The organism is Terriglobia bacterium (assembly GCA_020072815.1).
Lineage (GTDB): Bacteria > Acidobacteriota > Terriglobia > Terriglobales > Acidobacteriaceae > Angelobacter.
This window is the reverse complement of the sequence record JAIQGE010000002.1, coordinates 158302-175450: the sequence shown is the minus strand read 5'-3', so window position 1 is coordinate 175450 and position 17149 is coordinate 158302. Positions and strand designations below refer to the sequence as shown.

Annotated in this window: 17 protein-coding genes and 1 pseudogene; 5 read left to right on the top strand and 13 right to left on the bottom strand. The window is 60.4% G+C overall.

The annotated features are described in order from the left end of the window. Positions 1 to 5 precede the first annotated feature (5 nt). From pyrE to LAO20_04655, 4 genes are all read left to right on the top strand, one after another. Positions 6 to 689 (top strand): orotate phosphoribosyltransferase, encoded by a 684-nt coding sequence (pyrE, locus tag LAO20_04670; GenBank protein ID MBZ5530703.1) that lies wholly within the window; start codon positions 6 to 8, stop codon positions 687 to 689. 362 nt (positions 690 to 1051) lie between these two features. Continuing rightward, complete coding sequence (gene mtnA, locus LAO20_04665) at positions 1052 to 2104, top strand: S-methyl-5-thioribose-1-phosphate isomerase (GenBank protein ID MBZ5530702.1); 1053 nt, start codon at positions 1052 to 1054, stop codon at positions 2102 to 2104. A 682-nt stretch (positions 2105 to 2786) separates the two neighbouring features. Further along, on the top strand, positions 2787 to 3140 hold the full coding sequence (locus tag LAO20_04660) for a PadR family transcriptional regulator (GenBank protein ID MBZ5530701.1): 354 nt from the start codon (positions 2787 to 2789) through the stop codon (positions 3138 to 3140). A 3-nt stretch (positions 3141 to 3143) separates the two neighbouring features. Continuing rightward, positions 3144 to 5843 carry an ABC transporter permease gene (locus tag LAO20_04655; protein MBZ5530700.1) on the top strand — a complete coding sequence of 900 codons (2700 nt, stop codon included), beginning with the start codon at positions 3144 to 3146 and terminating at the stop codon, positions 5841 to 5843. A 117-nt stretch (positions 5844 to 5960) separates the two neighbouring features. On the opposite strand, the gene LAO20_04650 is transcribed toward LAO20_04655, so the two are convergent. From LAO20_04650 to LAO20_04590, 13 genes and pseudogenes are all read right to left on the bottom strand, one after another. Continuing rightward, entirely contained in the window at positions 5961 to 6242 is a 282-nt protein-coding gene (locus tag LAO20_04650; protein ID MBZ5530699.1) for a hypothetical protein, read from the bottom strand. Then, positions 6239 to 6931 (bottom strand): CoA transferase subunit B, encoded by a 693-nt coding sequence (locus LAO20_04645; GenBank protein MBZ5530698.1) that lies wholly within the window; start codon positions 6929 to 6931, stop codon positions 6239 to 6241. Before LAO20_04645 ends, LAO20_04650 begins: the two co-directional genes overlap by 4 nt. A 57-nt stretch (positions 6932 to 6988) precedes the next feature. After that, positions 6989 to 7696: a CoA transferase subunit A gene (locus tag LAO20_04640; GenBank protein ID MBZ5530697.1), complete on the bottom strand. Its 708-nt coding sequence runs from the start codon at positions 7694 to 7696 to the stop codon at positions 6989 to 6991. Between the two features lie 369 nt (positions 7697 to 8065). After that, positions 8066 to 8611, bottom strand: coding sequence for an alpha/beta hydrolase (locus LAO20_04635; protein MBZ5530696.1), 546 nt, complete (start codon positions 8609 to 8611; stop codon positions 8066 to 8068). Between the two features lie 12 nt (positions 8612 to 8623). After that, positions 8624 to 9466, bottom strand: a pseudogene (locus tag LAO20_04630) (prephenate dehydrogenase/arogenate dehydrogenase family protein). 120 nt (positions 9467 to 9586) lie between these two features. Then, positions 9587 to 10606 carry a 3-deoxy-7-phosphoheptulonate synthase gene (gene aroF, locus LAO20_04625; GenBank protein ID MBZ5530695.1) on the bottom strand — a complete coding sequence of 340 codons (1020 nt, stop codon included), beginning with the start codon at positions 10604 to 10606 and terminating at the stop codon, positions 9587 to 9589. A 197-nt stretch (positions 10607 to 10803) separates the two neighbouring features. Beyond that, positions 10804 to 11127 (bottom strand): chorismate mutase, encoded by a 324-nt coding sequence (locus LAO20_04620; GenBank protein ID MBZ5530694.1) that lies wholly within the window; start codon positions 11125 to 11127, stop codon positions 10804 to 10806. Positions 11128 to 11246: 119 nt separating this feature from the next. Then, positions 11247 to 12014 carry a tryptophan synthase subunit alpha gene (gene trpA / locus LAO20_04615; GenBank protein MBZ5530693.1) on the bottom strand — a complete coding sequence of 256 codons (768 nt, stop codon included), beginning with the start codon at positions 12012 to 12014 and terminating at the stop codon, positions 11247 to 11249. 118 nt (positions 12015 to 12132) lie between these two features. Further along, a complete protein-coding gene (trpB, locus tag LAO20_04610; GenBank protein ID MBZ5530692.1) occupies positions 12133 to 13335 on the bottom strand; it encodes a tryptophan synthase subunit beta in 1203 nt (400 codons plus the stop codon). A gap of 21 nt (positions 13336 to 13356) precedes the next feature. Then, positions 13357 to 13986, bottom strand: coding sequence for a phosphoribosylanthranilate isomerase (locus tag LAO20_04605; GenBank protein ID MBZ5530691.1), 630 nt, complete (start codon positions 13984 to 13986; stop codon positions 13357 to 13359). Between the two features lie 24 nt (positions 13987 to 14010). After that, positions 14011 to 14850, bottom strand: coding sequence for an indole-3-glycerol phosphate synthase TrpC (trpC, locus tag LAO20_04600; GenBank protein MBZ5530690.1), 840 nt, complete (start codon positions 14848 to 14850; stop codon positions 14011 to 14013). Between the two features lie 245 nt (positions 14851 to 15095). After that, on the bottom strand, positions 15096 to 15512 hold the full coding sequence (locus LAO20_04595) for a cobalamin B12-binding domain-containing protein (GenBank protein ID MBZ5530689.1): 417 nt from the start codon (positions 15510 to 15512) through the stop codon (positions 15096 to 15098). A gap of 136 nt (positions 15513 to 15648) precedes the next feature. Further along, positions 15649 to 16314 carry a DNA-3-methyladenine glycosylase gene (locus tag LAO20_04590; protein ID MBZ5530688.1) on the bottom strand — a complete coding sequence of 222 codons (666 nt, stop codon included), beginning with the start codon at positions 16312 to 16314 and terminating at the stop codon, positions 15649 to 15651. Here LAO20_04590 and LAO20_04585 point away from each other — a divergent pair. Next, positions 16313 to 17098 (top strand): class I SAM-dependent methyltransferase, encoded by a 786-nt coding sequence (locus tag LAO20_04585; GenBank protein MBZ5530687.1) that lies wholly within the window; start codon positions 16313 to 16315, stop codon positions 17096 to 17098. The two genes, LAO20_04590 and LAO20_04585, sit on opposite strands and share 2 nt — an antisense overlap. The last annotated feature ends 51 nt before the right edge of the window (positions 17099 to 17149 follow it).

The following is a 17149-nucleotide window of genomic DNA, read 5'->3' as shown; positions in this document are numbered from 1 at the left end:
TCCCTATGCCCCAGACCGCGCGCCAACAACTTCTCAATCTGATTGCGGCGAACTCCTTTCGCCTGGGTGAGTTCACGCTTTCCTCCGGCATCAAGAGCGACTACTACATTGACTGCCGCACCACCACGCTGCACGCCAAGGGAGCGGAACTGACCGGCCAGGTCTTCCTTGATCTCTTCCGCCAGCAGGGCTGGAAGGCAGATGCGGTCGGCGGGATGACCCTGGGCGCAGATCCCATTGTGGTCGCCGTGTCAGTCATCAGTTCGCAAGCCGGATCGCCCATGCACGGCTTCCTGGTGCGCAAGGCGGAGAAATCGCACGGCATGGGCCGCCGCATTGAAGGCTTCCAGGAAAAAGGCGCGCAGGTGATCATCGTGGACGACGTTTGCACCACCGGCAGCTCCACCATCCAGGCCATTGAAGCCGCGCGCGAATTTGGCTTCAACATTGCCGGCGTTGCTTGCCTGGTGGAACGTCTTGAAGCCGCCGGCCGCGCCGATGTTGAACGAGCCGCCGCGCCTGCGCCTTTCATATCGGTCTTCAAGTCCAGCGAAGTCAAAGCCGCCCACATTGCTCTAAAACAAGCGCCGCAGACGCCACAAACCTTCGCCTACTCCGGCGCATGCGAAATCTGCGGACGCCCGGCCGTCACCAACATGCCGGGACTGCGGTGTGATGTACATAAGTAGCAGTCAGCAATCAGCAGTCAGCAATCAGCTCGGGAACAACTTTCAGGCCTAAACAAAACGCCTTTGAAACACGGAGGAAAGGAGGAACCGGAGGATTTTCCTTTAGCATCCGTCTTTTGGCCTCCGCTTACTCCGTTCCTCCGTGTTTCAAGGGTTTTCGGCCCCGTCGAAGTAGTCGCGACCGCTGAATGCTGACTGCTCCATTGCGTGCTTTCCTGTAAAATTCAGTTAGCAGCCAACAGGCTCCACAATCATCAAGCGGCGAGACCGACTCGCGTGTCGAGCCGGACTGCAACAGGAGCTTGTTACGCCCGCGAGCGAACGAAAGCCGTGGGCGGTTTGGAGCGTAGCGACAGGAAGAAATGATCAAGACATTGGAATGGACCTCTGACGGCGTCCGCTTTATTGACCAGACCCGGCTGCCGACGGAAGAAATCTACGTCACCTGCCGCACCTACAGTGAGGTAGCCGACGCCATCCGCGACATGATCGTGCGCGGCGCTCCGGCCATTGGCGTGGCCGCGGCCATGGGCATCGCCCTGGGCGTGCAGGCTTCTTCCGCGAAGGACCAGCACACTCTGCGCGTCGAGCTTGAACAGATTTCCAAAGTCATGGGCGAAACCCGCCCCACCGCCGTCAACCTGTTCTGGGCCATCCGCCGCATGCAGAAGCTGTTCGAATCGCTGGCCGCTAGACCGCTGGCCCAGATCAAGTCCGCACTGGTCGCCGAGGCCCAGCAGATGTACCTGGAAGACATTGCCGCCAACCAGGCCATGGGACGCTACGGCGCCACGCTCATGCCGGCTTCCGGCGGCGTACTCACCCACTGCAACGCCGGCGCGCTGGCCACGTGCGGCTACGGCACCGCGCTGGGTGTGATCCGCGCGGCCATTGAAGCCGGAAAAAACATCCACGTCTTCGCCGACGAGACCCGCCCTTTTCTTCAGGGCGCGCGCCTCACCACCTGGGAGCTGACCAAGGACAACATTCCTACCACGCTCATCGCCGACAACATGGCCGGAACCATGATGCGCCTGGGCAAAATCCAGGCCGTGGTCGTGGGCGCGGACCGCATCGCCGCCAACGGTGACGTGGCCAACAAGATTGGAACATATTCGGTGGCCGTGCTGGCCCGGGAACACGCGATTCCCTTCTACGTCGCCGCACCCTGGTCCACGGTGGACATGAGTATGCAGTCCGGCAACGAGATCCCGATTGAAGAACGCGCCCGCAAGGAAATCACCCATCACGGCGGCAAACAGATGGCCCCCGACGCGGTGCTCGTCGAGAACCCGGCGTTTGACGTAACGCCCGCCAAGTACGTCACAGCCATCATCACCGAGCGCGGGATCGCGAAGGCGCCATACGGGGAAGCGATGAAGACCCTGGCCGAGGCGGAAGCCGTGAAAGTCTAGCAGGCATGTCCATGGATCATTCTTTCGGGCTCGTGAAGACGAGCCTGCTTCCTTTGCAAGATCGCAAGCGATGGAAGACACCAACCGGACTGCATGAGTTGATGATTGATCCGATTGAGATACATGATGACCTTCTCCGCTATATCGGCGATACTCTGCAATGGATCCCTTGCTACAATCCATGCACGTCACGCCGTCATTTGGGCCTGAACATGCATGGGATTACCTGCATCACACGGCCGGGAGCAAGCAAAGCAGCCAAGGTCTTTGACGGGTGGGCGGACTTGTTGGATGTGGGTTCCGGAAGATCTTTCGCTGACCGGCAGCTACATGTTCCCTTCCGGCTCGGACTCAGAAGGTTCCTATGCAGCGTTGCGGTTTGATCGAAACGAAACGGTCGCGAAGCTCGCTAACTTAGCGGCTCGGTGCCGCCAAGTAGCGAGGAGTAACGGAGAGTCTTACCTTCTGCATCTGGGGATCTGATCCGCATGCCCTCCGAAACCACGCGCATAAGTCCTTTTCCTTGAGCAGTATTGAGTTAGCTTCGCTGTGTTTTCCCCCTAGATCATCATTTCATCAAGCTTTCTGGAACCGTAGCCATTTTGCTTGCGTACTTGTCTCCAGTAGGAATCTGACTCCTCTCTTGCACTAGATCATCTATGGGAGTAGACTGAGCGGCATTATGGCCAAACGAGGCGCCCAACCCCTGCAAGGCGAAGTCCTGCAGGGCACGCTTGATTTATTGATCCTGCAGACGCTGGTGCTCGGTCCGGCGCACGGACACACCATCGCTTACGCCATCGAACATCGCTCCGATGACGTGCTGCAAGTCGAGCACGGCTCGCTCTATCCGGCGCTGCACCGTCTGGAAGACCGCGGCTGGATCGCGTCCTTCTGGGGAACGTCAGAGAACAACCGTAGAGCGCGCTATTACCGCCTGACCCGCGCCGGGCGCAAGCAGCTCGCTGAACAAACCAGCCGCTGGGAACAGTTGGTGCAGGCCATCAACCGCGTTCTCCGCCCGGCCAGCGAGTAACCCATGAGTTGGACACGCTTTTTCCGCCGCAGCCGCTGGGACCAGGAACGCGCCCGCGAGATCGAAGCCTGCCTGCAGATCGAAATTGACAGCAACATGGCGAGGGGCATGTCCGCGGAAGACGCCCGCGCTGCGGCGCATCGCAAATTCGGCAACGCAACCCTGGTCCGTGAGGAAATCTATCGCATGAACAGTCTGGGTTTCCTGGAAACGCTGTGGCAGGACATCCGTTATGGCTGGCGCATGCTGCGCAAGAGTCCTGGATTCACCGTCGTGGCAGCGCTCACACTGGCGCTGGGCATTGGCGCCAACACCGCCATCTTCAGCATGGTGGACTGGCTGTTGTTTCAGCAGTTGCCGGTGCAAGATCCCAAGGCGATCACCTACTTGGGCTTTGCCATGAGCGGATCGCGGCACAATGACAACCAATTCTCGTTTCCCGAATATCAGGAAATGCGCAAGCAGTGCGGCGCGGAATTCGACGGCATTTCAGCCTTCACCTTTGGCGGCGCGGCCGGCAGCCAGATGGGACCTGACGGGCTCACCTACCAGGGCAAGACACTTCCGTTGCAATCCATTTTCGTCACGGGAAACTTCTTTTCCATGCTCGGCATTCAACCTGAGCTCGGCCGTTTTTTCGCCGCCGACGAAGGCAACACGCCCAACGCTGATCCGGTCATTGTGCTGGCTTACGATTTGTGGCATTCGCGCTTTCAAGGCGACCGGCAAATCATCGGCCAGCAAGTCGCCGTCAACGGCCATCCATTCACCGTGATCGGCGTGGCGCCCCAAGGGTTCTACGGCCCCACGCCCGTCATGCGCATGGAGGCATATCTTCCGCTGGGCATGCTCACGGTGGAGGCGGGCCATCCCGCAAACTTCCTGACCAAGGCGGACGTTCGCTCTTTGGTGGTCATTGCGCGTTTGAAACACGGCGACAAGCCAGAGCAGGTGCAGCCTGCGCTAAGCGTCGTGGGACAACGCCTGCTGGCCCAGAATCCCCGGCCGGACGAAAAGCTTACCGTGCTGCACGCCGTGCCTCTGCGCCCGCCGGCCCTCATGAATACCGAAGGCCCCAATCCGGCGATCAGGTTCTCCCTGCTGCTGCTCACGCTGGGCGCTCTGGTTCTGGGCCTCTCCTGCGTGAATGTTGTGAACCTGCTGCTGGTGCGCGGGACAACGCGGCAAGGTGAAATCGCTGTGCGCGCGGCGCTGGGCGCGGCGCGTGGCCGGCTGGTGCGCCAGCTTCTCACCGAGAGCGTGCTTCTGGCGGGCCTGGGATGCCTGGGCGGAATCGCCGTCGGCGTGCTGGGGATGCGCGCTCTGGCATTGGCGTCCATGCAGGCCGAGTCGGCGCTGCCCATCCGCTTTGATCTTCAATTCAGCTGGCTGGTATTTACCTATGCGTGCGCGGTTGCGCTGATCGCGGGAATCGTGGTGGGGATTGTCCCGGCGCTGCGCGTGGCCCGCGCCAATCTCAACCCGGTGCTGCGCGAGAGCGGACGCACCACCACTGGACGCCGGCAGCGCGTTCGCAACGTGCTGGTGGCTGCTCAGGTTGCAAGCTCTCTGGTCCTGCTGACGGCCGCCGGTTTGTTCATGCGAAGCTTGCAGGCGGCGCAACATGTTGATCTGGGCTTTGATCCTCACAACGTGCTGAACATGACGCTGGACCCCAACCAGATCGGCTACTCGCAGGCCCGAGGACAAGAGTTTTACCAGCGGCTTCTGGAACGCGTGCGCGCCATGCCGGGAGTTGAGTCGGCGAGCCTGGCCGCGCTGGTGCCCATGGGCGATACCGAGATGGGCGGAAACATCAACGTCCCGGGCTTCGAAGCCGTGAAAGGACAGCCGCATCCTGGCGCCCTTTACAATGCCGTGAGCCCCGGCTATTTCGCGACCATGCGCATGGCGCTGCTTCGCGGACGCGAATTCACCGCAAGCGACAGCGACAAAAGCCCGCGCGTGGCGGTGATCAACGAAATCATGGCGGAGAAGTATTGGCATGGACAGGACCCGCTCGGCCGGCAATTCTCCACGGAAGACGAGCCCGCGCGTCCCATTCAAATCATCGGCGTGATGAAGAACAGCCGCAACGTGGATACTTACAGTCCGATTGAACCAACGTACTTTGTGCCTCTGGCGCAACATTATTTTTCCACGCAAACACTTCAGGTCCGGAGCCGTGGCGTCCCGCCTGACTTGACGCGTCAGGTGCTGGCGCTAGTGGATTCCCTGGCGCCGGCGATGCCGGTGTTCGGCGTCCGCACCATGAGCCAGGCCTTGAACAGCCTGAACGGCTTATTTGGATTTCAACTGGCTGCATGGCTCACCGGAGTTCTTGGGCTGGTTGGGCTGCTGTTGGCGATGATCGGCGTGTACGGCGTGATGTCATATTCGGTGAGCCAGCGCACGCATGAAATCGGCGTTCGCATGGCGCTGGGCGCGCAGCGCGGACGCATCATGCGCACCGTCGGCGTGCAAGGTCTGTGGGTGGTCGCCGCCGGGTTGACGCTGGGCCTGCTGCTCGCTGCCGGCGTCAGCCAGTTGGTAAAAGACTTTGTGATCGGCATCAGCTCCATGGACGCCGTCACCTACTTGAGCGTTTGCGCGCTGCTCGCGGCTGCCGCGATGACAGCCTGTTACATTCCCGCGCGGCGGGCCACTCGAGTTGATCCGGTGGTGGCGCTGAGGAATGAGTAACTCATGTCGCTTGCGCTCCAAACCGCCTGCGTTGCCAGGATCGCTCTGCGACCTTTTCGCTCTTGTAGCAGCGGGCTCGGCGCGTAAATCGGACTCGCCCTTTTCGGTCTTTGCGCTCTAGCTCGCCATCCGTTTCACCGTAATCGCCGCGCTATCCAACTCGTAGCCTTCATCTTTCAGCGTCTCGAGCGCTGCCTGCCGCAACGCCGGCTCATCCGCGTTCTGTGGCAGACTGCAATGGCGGCGAATCACTTCTTCGCCGGTCTGAATTCGCACCATCCATTTCGATTTGGCAGCATCCCAGGAGACTTCAACGCTATCGGCTTGCATGCTTTCCTCCCATATCTTTGATGCTAACAAGGCCCCCGATGCAATCAGGTTCCGCGCTGCAATCTTCAACTTTCCATGGTCTTCAAGTTCGGGCTCACAATCAGCTTGGCTTCCGTTGCTTTTTGCACGTCGGCCGCGGTCAGTCCGGGCGCCACTTCTTCCAGCACCAGGCCTTGCGGCGTCACGCTGATGTACGCCATCTCGGTCACGATAGTGTTCACCACTTTCACGCCGGTCAGCGGCAGCGTGCATTTTTTGAGGATCTTGGGCGCGCCTTCTTTGGTGGTGTGCTCCATGGCGATCACCGTGCGCCGCGCGCCGGCCACCAGGTCCATGGCGCCGCCCATGCCTTTGACCATTTTGCCGGGGATCATCCAGTTGGCCAGATTGCCTTCCTGGTCCACTTCCATCGCGCCCAGCACGCTGAAGTCAATGTGCCCGCCGCGGATCATGGCAAACGAATCGGCGCTGGAAAAATACGCGGTGCCCGGAATCTCCGTCACCGTTTCTTTGCCGGCGTTGATCAGGTCAGGGTCTTCTTCGCCTTCGAAGGGAAACGGCCCCACGCCCAGCATGCCGTTTTCGCTTTGCAGGACGACTTCAATCCCCGCGGGAACGTAGTTGGCGACCAGAGTCGGCATGCCGATGCCCAGGTTCACATAGAAGCCGTCTTTCAAATCGCGGGCAATCCGTTTGACGATGCGCTCGCGCTTGTCTTCGTCTTTTTGTTTTTCGGGTTTGACTGGTGTGGTGGACATGGTTGGCTCTTCTATGGACTTTGATATTTTCGTAGTTGGGCGGCTAGCTGCTAGTCGCTAGCGGCTAGTAGCTGCCTTCTTCCTCACCGTCCGCTTCTCAATCCGCTTTTCTGCCTTGCTAAGAACAATACGTTTCACGTAAACGCTGGGCACGTGGACTTTGTCAGGATCAAGCTGGCCCGGCTCCACAATCTCTTCCACTTCGGCGATGGTCACCCGCGCGGCCGTGGCCATTACGGGATTGAAGTTGCGCGCCGTCTTGCGGAACATCAGGTTGCCCCAGCGATCGGCCTTCCAGGCTTTCACCAGCGCAAAGTCGGCTTTCAGCGCGCGCTCCATCACATGCGGACGCCCGTCAAAATCCCGCACCTCTTTGCCTTCGGCAACAATCGTCCCCGCGCCCGTGGGCGTGAAGAACGCGGGGATGCCCGCGCCGCCGGCGCGAATGCGCTCCGCCAGCGTGCCCTGCGGATTCAGCTCCAGCACCACCTTGCCGGTGAGCACCATCTGCTCGAAAACTTTGTTTTCGCCCACGTAAGAGCCAATGTGTTTTTTGATCTGGCCATTTTGCAGCAGCTTGCCCAGGCCGTATGTGTCCACGCCGGCATTGTTGGAGATGGTGGTCAGGTCCTTGACGCCCTTGCGCACCAGGGCCTCAATCAGTTCTTCCGGGATGCCGCACAGCCCGAACCCGCCGACCATGATCGTGGCGCCGTCCTGCACGTCGCGGACAGCTTCCTCAGCGCTGGCAAAGACTTTATTCATAAACAGACGATTCTAAATAGCGGTGGCCGCAAATGGAAGCAGGCGGCAGATTCCACCACGGAGGCACGGAGAAAAGCAGAGCTAACCACGAAGGACACGAAGGGACACAAGAGAAGGATCACCACAGAGGACACAGAGAACCAGGTCGAGAAAAACGCACCGGCAGGAGTGCCGGTGCCACACGGGCGTCGCAAACCGGCGCCAGATCAATTCCATACCATTCGCCACTGTGGAACCTTGCCCTCCGTGCTCTCTCCGTGTCCTCCGTGGTCAGCATACCTTCGTGCTCCTTCGTGTCCTTTGTGGTTCAGGGTTTGGTTTTCCCGATTTCGGCGATGACGGCGATGTCGGCGATTCCGGCGATCCCCGTCATTCCCCTTCTATCAAATGCCGCAGCAACCGCTTCCCTTCCGGCCAGTCGCCCACGCCAGAGTCGCCGTTGATATGGCCGGCCGAGCCGACGTCCACAAAGCGGCTGCCCCAGGCGCGGGCAATTTCACGCGCGCGGTCGGGAGCGAGGTAAGGATCGTTGTTGCTGGCCACAACAATCGTCGGAAACGGCAGCGGGTTTTTGGGGACGGGGGCGAAGTCCAGCAGTTCGCGCGGCGAGTCTTTGCGGTCAACGTCGGCCGGGGCAACCAGCAGCGCGCCTTTGATCTTGCCAGCCAAGACCGGCTCAGCGGCGGCCCAGTGGGCAATAGCCAGGCATCCCAGGCTGTGCGCGGCAAACACAATCGGTCCCGGCGCCTGCCGCACTTCCGCCGAGATGCGGTCCAGCCACCAGCTTTTGTGCGGCGTGTCCCAGTCTTTTTGCTGGACGCGCAAAAAGATCGGGTTCTGCTGCTCCCACAGCGTCTGCCAATGCTGCGGGCCGGAGTTGAGCCAGCCGGGGACGACGAGCACGGTGTGGGCCACGTCCCTCTTGACCAGCTCAAATTTGTTGGCGCGCTCAAACTCTTCGCGCAGTTGTGGCGACCGCAGATTTTCGCGAATATGCGCCAGCCGCTGTTCCAGCGCGTGCAGCGCGGCTTCAATATTGCCGGCGTTGGTGTAGGCGATGTCCCGCCACATGGAATACGGGCTGGACGCAATGCGCGTCATCTCGCGCAGCGCGCGCCCGCCGATGGCGTGCAGGTCGGCGTCACTGAATTCGTCGAGCAGCGTTGCCGCCAGGGCGGTGGAGATCATTTGCGGCAGGTGGCTGATCCAGGCGCACAGGCGGTCATGGCGTTCCGCGTCCATCTTCATTACGCGCGCGCCAATATGTTCCAGCAGGTCGCGAAACTCTTTGAGCTTGCCGTGTTCCAAGTCCTGCCCGGGCTGCGGTACCAGCAGCCACACGGCATTCACAAACAGCTTGGACTCGGCGTTCTCCAAGCCGCCGTGTTCCTTGCCGGCCATGGGATGTCCGCCGAGAAAACGCGCGGGCGCGTGGTCGCCAAAGACCGAGCGTGCGCGATCGATAATTTCTTTCTTGGTGCTGCCCACGTCGGTGATCAGCGCGTCCGGTGCGGCGATGGGCCCGATGCGTTCGATGAAGTCAATGATCGCGCCCACCGGAGTCGCCAGCACAATCAGGTCGCTGCCCTGGACGGCCTCAAACGCATCTTCGGTGCCCAGATCAATGGCCCGCATGGCGCGCGCGCGGTCCACGACGGCCTGGCGGTCGCAGCCGATGATGCGGCCGGGAAATCCCGCGGACTTGATCGCCATGCCGAACGATCCGCCGATCAATCCCGTGCCAATGATGGTGATTTGCTTGAAAGCCATGTTCTCCAGAGACACACTCCCCCACAGGCGAGGCGCCGCGTCAATTTTGTAATGGCCTTCTCCGCAGGGCTTGAGGGCTCCATCTCAAGTCCGTTCGCTGGGACTAATGTTCAGGAGATTCTACCCGAGTCTGCGCCCCACGGCGGGAGCAATTACGCGAAGCTGGCCCATCAATTCGGCAAATTGTTCCGGGTAGAGAGACTGGGCGCCGTCAGAAAGCGCTTTGTCCGGATTGTTGTGGACCTCAATCAGCAGGCCGTCAGCTCCGGCGGCGATGGCCGCCCGCCCCATGGGAGCAACTTTGTCGCGACGCCCGGTGCCGTGAGAAGGATCAGCCATCATGGGCAGATGCGAAAGTTTTTTCACAATGGGGATGGCGGAAATGTCCATGGTGTTGCGGGTGTAGGTTTCAAACGTGCGAATACCGCGCTCGCACAGAATCACGTCGTAGTTGCCGCCGGCCAGCAGGTATTCCGCGGAAAGCAGCAGTTCTTCAATGGTGGCGGCGATGCCCCGCTTGAGCAGCACCGGTTTGCGCACCTTGCCCAATTCGCGCAGCAGGTTAAAGTTCTGCATGTTGCGTGCGCCCACTTGCAGAATGTCCACATAAGGCAGCATCAGCGGGATTTGCGAGATCTCCATGACTTCGCTGATCACCAGCATGTGGAACTTGTCGGCGGCTTCGCGCAGCAGCTTCAGGCCTTCTTCGCCCAGCCCTTGAAACGTGTAAGGCGAGCTGCGCGGCTTGAACGCGCCTCCGCGCAGGAACTTGGCGCCCGATCGCGAAACCGATTCCGCTACTGCAAACAACTGGTCGCGCGATTCCACCGAACACGGGCCGGCCATCAAGGCCACTTCGTCGCCGCCGATGGTAACGCCGTTCGCGAACTTTACGATCGTCCCGTCCTCGCGGAAGCCTCTTGCCACCAGCTTGTATGGCGAACTGACGCGGTGGACTTCCCCCACGCCGGACAGAACTTCAATATCGCGGATGTCGAATTCGCGGCGCTGGCCTACCGCGCCCAGCACGGTCTGTCGCGCACCGGTGGAACGGTGCACTTCAAAGCCCATGTCCACCAGGCGTTCAATCACCTGCTGGATCTGCTCTTCGCTTGCCTGTTCTTGCATTGCTACAATCATGATTTCCTGTGGCAGCTAGTGCTGCTGTACGCTCCGTTCGTGCTGAGCCCTCCGGTTCGGTGTGCTGATAGTGGCGCGGCGATTCTTATTCCGGCGACCGCTTTGCCCTTCTCCGTGTCTCCGTGCCTCCGTGGTGAGATGTTCCTAGTCCCGATTTCGGCGGTGTCACGCGATGTCGCTGCGATCTCGGCGATTCTTCAATCGTTCACTTCCAGATCAAATTCCGTGCTCGCCTCCGGCACGGACCGTTCCTTGGGAACAATCTCTTCTCGCTGAATGTTGCGCATCACGTCAATAATGCGCTCGAACACCTGGCGCAATTCGCTGTCCGGCAGCGGGCCGCGGTTGGTCCTGCAGACGTTGTCAAAGATGATCTTCTCGCGGTCCGGCTCATAGATGGGCATGCGCGTGTTGCGCTTCAGCTTGCCGATCTCATGGGCCGCCTGTGCCCGCTGGTTCAGCAGTTCGACCAGTTGCCGGTCCAGTTCATCAATTTTCTTGCGCCAATCGGCGATATCCATGGCTTCCGCCTTCCGTATAACGGGCTTACCATACGATAAAAAACTTAATGAAATTGGTATCTATAAAGAATAACTTAACGATGTTAACTTTGTGAAGAGGGGCTCTCGACTGTCGGCGGCTACGCGCCACTCTTCAACGAGCGGATCAACTCGGCCACGGCCTGCGGCTCACGCCCCGGATTCTGCTCGACCGCCTGCACAATCGCGCTGCCCACCACCGCGGCGTCGGCAAATGCGCCCACCTGGGCAAACTGCTCGCCGGTGGAGATGCCAAAGCCCACCGCGACCGGCAGCTTGGTGTACTTGCGGATGCGTTTCACCAACGCGCTGGCGTCGCCGGCCAATTGTTTTTGCGTGCCGGTCACTCCGGTGCGGGAAACGGCATACACAAATCCCCGGCTGGCCTGGGCGATCTTCTTCAAGCGCGCGTCCGGACTGGTGGGAGCCGCCAGAAAGATGGTGTCCAGACCGCGGGCGGCCATTTGTCGGCGATAGTCATCGGCTTCTTCCAGCGTGAGGTCGGTGAGAAGAGCGCCGTCCACACCGGCTTTGGCCGATTCGTCGCAAAATCGCTCCATCCCCATGCGGAGCACTGGATTCAAGTAAGAAAAAATGACCAACCCGGCATCCGATTCTTTGCGGATTTCCGCCGCCAGATGCAAAACATCTCGCAAAGACGTTCCATGCTTCAGCGCGCGTTCACTGGCCCGTTGGATCACCGGCCCATCGGCCAGAGGATCACTGAAGGGCACGCCCAACTCGATCACGTCCGCGCCGGCGCTAATGGCCGAGAGGATGATCGCGTGCGTCGTGGCGATGTCTGGGTCCCCGCAGGTCACGTACACGACCAGACCTGGCTTTTTCGCAAACTGGAGGCGGCTCTTCATCTTTGGCTCTTTCCCATTTCTTGCTTTCTCCGTGACTCCGTGTCTCCGTGGTGGATGTTTGTTTTCCGATCTCGCGCGATGTCGGCGATCACGCGCGATCACGGCGATTTCTTCCCGATCACCCAATCTTCAAATTCTCCCTCAAGATCCCAATGTCCTTGTCTCCGCGTCCTGAGATATTCACGATGAGCACGTCTGACTTCTTCATTTTCGGCGCGCGCTTGATGCACTCCGCCACCGCGTGCGCCGACTCCAGCGCCGGGATAATGCCTTCGGTCTTTGCCAGCCGGCTGCACGCTTCCAGGGCCTCTTCATCGGACGCCGCTAGATACTCAGCGCGGCCGGAATCCGCAAGCGCGGCATGTTCCGGACCGATGGAAGGATAGTCGAGTCCAGCGGACACCGAGTGCGTGGCCGCAATCTGGCCGGCTTCGTCCTGCAACACGTAAGAAAAAGTTCCTTGCAGCACGCCCGGCATCCCGCCGCGAAAACGCGCCGCGTGTTCACCCAATCGCTCGCCGCGTCCGCCAGCCTCCACGCCAATCAGCTTGACGCGCTTGTCGCCGATGAACTGGTGGAAGATGCCAATGGAATTCGATCCTCCGCCCACGCAGGCGATGATCGCGGTAGGCAGCTTGCCTTCCGTTTTCAGAATTTGCGCGCGCGCTTCCCGTCCGATGACCGAATGAAAATCCCGCACCATGGTGGGATACGGGTGCGCTCCCAGCACGCTGCCCAGCAGATAATGCGTCGTCCGCACGTTGGTCACCCAATCGCGCATGGCTTCATTGATAGCGTCTTTCAGCGTCTTAGATCCGGAATCCACGCCGCAGACCTCGGCTCCCAGCAGCCGCATGCGGAAAACGTTCAGCTCCTGCCGGCGCATGTCTTCCGTGCCCATGTACACCACACACTCGTACCCGAACAGAGCGCAGACCGTGGCGGTGGCCACGCCGTGCTGGCCCGCCCCGGTCTCAGCGATGATGCGCTTCTTGCCCATGCGTTGCGCGAGCAATGCCTGGCCTAGGCAGTTGTTGATCTTGTGCGCTCCGGTATGCAGCAGGTCTTCACGCTTGAGATAAATTTTGGCGCCGCCCAGTTGCTGGCTCAGGCGGCGAGCGTGAAACAGCGGCGTGGGACGTCCGGCATAGTCTTTGAGCAGGCGGGCAAATTCAGCTTGAAACTTCTTGTCGCGGCGCGCGCGTTCGTATTCGCGCTCCAGTTCTTCCAGCGCGGCCATCAGCGTCTCGGGGACGTAGCGCCCGCCGTAGGGACCGAATCGTCCGGCCACGGGCTTGACCTTGCGTGCTGCGCTCGCCATGGTTCCTCCTTGCTGTTCCTCTTACAGCCGTTCTGCCTTTCGCACCGCTGCCACGAACGCCTTCATCTTGGCCGGGTCCTTGCGTCCCGGCTCGGACTCAATGCCCGTCACCACGTCCACGCCCCAGGGATGGAGCGCGTGCATCGCAATGCCGACGTTGTGCGGCGTCAATCCGCCGGCCACAATCAGCCGCGCGTTGTAGCCATTCACGCGCGCCCGCACGGCGAGCCAGTCAAACGTCAAGCCGCTGCCCGCGCCCGAATCCAGCAGGATGTGATCAGCGCATTCGCGATGGCCGAAATACTGCGCGAAACGGTCTTCCAGACTGCTGTTCACCAGAATGGTCTTGATCACGCCGATCTGTTCGCGCAGCGCCAGCACAAACTCCGGCGGCTCGTCGCCATGCAACTGTACCAGGGTCAGGCCCGCTTCCTTGATAATCGCCTGGATCTGTGCGGCGGATTCGTTCATGAACACGCCCACTTTCCGGATCTCGCGCGGCAGACGGTCCACGATGGCGCGCGCCTTCTCCGGCGTGATGCGGCGCTTGCTGGGCGCAAAGATGAAACCCAGCGCGTCGGCGCCGGCCTCTACCGAAGCCTGCGCATCTTCCAAAGAAGTGGTGCCACAGAATTTGATCCAGGTGTGCATGATGGTTTGGGAATTGGACCCGCCCTATTGGACTATGCCGCGCCAGTTGGCGGACGCCGAGGGAGACTCTGAATACCATCCAGCTTCCTGCAAAAGCAGCTCCAGCTTCTTGCCGGGATCGTCCGCGCGCATCAGCGCTTCGCCAATCAGGAACGCCTGGTAGCCGGCGGCGTGCAGCTCGCGGATTTCCGCGCCCCGATCAATCCCGCTTTCCGCCACGCGCAGCACGTGATTGGGGATGCTGCCGGCCAGTTCCACCACCGTATCCAGGTTCACGTGGAATGTGGTGAGGTCGCGGCTGTTCACGCCGATGATGTCCGCGCCGCCTTCCAGCGCGCGCTTCAGCTCGTCCAAATTGTGGACTTCACACAGCGCGTCCAGTTCCAGGCCGCGCGAATAGTCCAGCAGGCGGGTGAAGGTAGCGTCATCCAGCGCGGCCATGATCAGAAGGATGGCGTCCGCGTGGCTGGCGCGCGCTTCCAGGACCTGAAATTCGTCCACGATAAAATCTTTGCGCAGGCAGGGCAGGTTGGTGGCCGCGGAAGCTTCCAGCAGATTGGCCAGCGAACCTTGGAAGAACTGTTCATCGGTGAGCACGGAAAGGGCCGACGCGCCGCTGCGCGCCAGTTGATTGGCCAGAATCCCCACAGGAAAAGTGCCGCGGATGACGCCCTTGGAGGGCGAAGCTTTCTTGAGTTCCGCAATTACCGCCGGGCCCAGTTGGGACATGGCCAGCAGGCGCTTGCGAAACCCGCGCGGCGCGTGGTCCGCGGCCGCCTTCTCCAGCGCGCGCAAGTCCGCCCCTGCTTTGCTATGGGACACGCGCTGCCGCGTTGCGGACAGGATCTCTTCCAGCTTGCTCATGGGAATGAACAGCTTTAAGTATATTTGATTTGCCGCAAGAAAGATGCAGAAACCGGTGAACGAAAGTACCCACGCTGCCAGAACGAGACAAGTGTCAGGGCACGACTTGAGCGCCTAGGACGAAGCGAGCGCAGCGAACGACGACCTGCGAAGTCGTGCCGACAGGCAACAAAAACAACTCCAAATTGCCGTAGGCGGGCGCGCAGCGGAGCGGAGCGCCATTAAAAGGAAGGCTCGAATCGCAGCTATGCTGGAATGCCGCGCGGTTTCACGTTCTTGCGGATGAACTCGGCAATCTCGTCCATGGGCGTGCCGGGATTGAAGATGCCGGCCACGCCGGCTTTTTTCATCGCGGCAAAATCCTGCTCCGGGATGATCCCGCCCACCAGGAGCAGCACGTCGTCCATCTTGTGCTGGCGCAGCATTTCGGAGACCCGCGGCACAATCGCGTTGTGGGCGCCGGAGAGAATGGAAAGACCAATCACGTCCACATCTTCCTGCAACGCGGAGTTGACGATCATCTCCGGCGTCTGGCGCAGCCCGGTGTAGATGACCTCCATGCCGGCGTCGCGTAGCGCCCGGGCAATGACCTTGGCGCCACGGTCGTGGCCGTCCAGCCCAGGCTTGGCGACAAGCACGCGGATTTTGCGGTCATTTGCCACTAGGGTTGATTTTATCAGAAGCAGAAAATCCACCACGGAGGCACGGAGGCACGGAGAATTGCCAGAATTGCCAAAATCGGGTAACTGCCAAAATTGAAAGGCAAATACCTGAACACTAACTTTTCATCATCGGCCTCTATCTTGGTCGCGCGATTCGGGCTTGTTTCTTGAATTTCGGCGATTTTGGCAATTTCGGCGATTCCGGCGATTCCTTCAGCTCCAAACTTCGCCACAAATACCACGCGGCAAAGCTGCAATACGGATGCCAGCCTTTGGCCAGCTTGTGGATCTCTTTCGCCGCCGGCAGCTTTCTTTTGCGATACAGGCGCTGTATGGCGATACGCACGCCCAGGTCGCCCACCGGCAAGACGTTGGGCCGGCGCAAGGCGAACAGCAGGAACATGTGCGCCGTCCACTCGCCAATGCCTTTGATGCCGGTCAGCGCGACGATCACTTCTTCGTCGCCCATGGCATGCAGTTGCGCGAAATCCACTTTGCCGCTCAGCACGTGCTCCGCCAGATCGCGTATGTAACCGGTTTTCTGCTTGGACAAGCCCGCCCGCCGCATCTCGCCGACGCTCAGGCTTTGGATGGCCTCTGGTGTAATTGTGCCGCCAGCCGCTTCTATCAAACGCCCGTAGATGGTGCGCGCGGCCTTGGTGCTGAGTTGCTGGTTGACAATGGCCCGCGCCAGTGCTTCAAACGATGGTTCGCGATAGGCCAGTTTCGGCGGACCAACACGTTCGATGATTGAAGCTAGAATTGCGTCTGAATTCTTGAGATGATCAACTGCCTTTTTCATGGATGCTGATTCTAATCCAAGCACGGCGTCTGCCGCTGCCGGCGAAACGGCTGAGAACAACTTCGCCCGAACATTCGGGCGCTTGTGGAGAGATCATGCGCAGCAGCATGGCACTCTCAGGACGCTATCGAGCGCCACATTCGCCTTCGGCTCGACGTTGCTCGGCGGGTTGCCCGCGCGCCGCCGCCTGCGCTTTGACGATCTTGATTACGACTTTGAACACGCCGTGGACACCACTCGCTCCAACCTCAGCTTTGCCACGCGGTTCTTGACGGCCTTTACCGCGACTCCATACTTCGCCATTGAACCGTGGCTGTTTGAGCAAATCATGCAGGCCCTGCCCATACAGTTCGCGGACTTCACGTTTGTGGACCTAGGCTCCGGCAAAGGCCGGGCGCTGCTGCTGGCGGCGGCTTACGGATTCCGAAGAATCATTGGAGTGGAATTCCTGCCGGAACTGCATCGCGTGGCGGAGGAAAACATTCGCAAGTTTGCGGCCAGCGAACCGTTGGCTCCGCAAATCCAAAGCGCGTGCATGGATGCCCGCGAGTTCGAATTTCCGGAAGGCCCGCTGGTGGTTTACCTGTTCAACCCTTTTCCTGAAGCCGTGTTCGCCGCAGTGCTCACAAATTTGCGGAAATCATGGCAGGCCAGCCCGAGACCGGTGTTCATCGCGTACCGCTCGCCGGAATCGGAAAAGCTGCTGGCGGAGAGTGATTGGCTGCAGAAAATCAAAGGGACGGAGCAGTGGGCCGTGTTCAGACATCGCCGGAATCGCGCGTGATCGCCGGAATCGCCGTAATCGGAAAGGCGCACCATCAATGATTCGCAACCT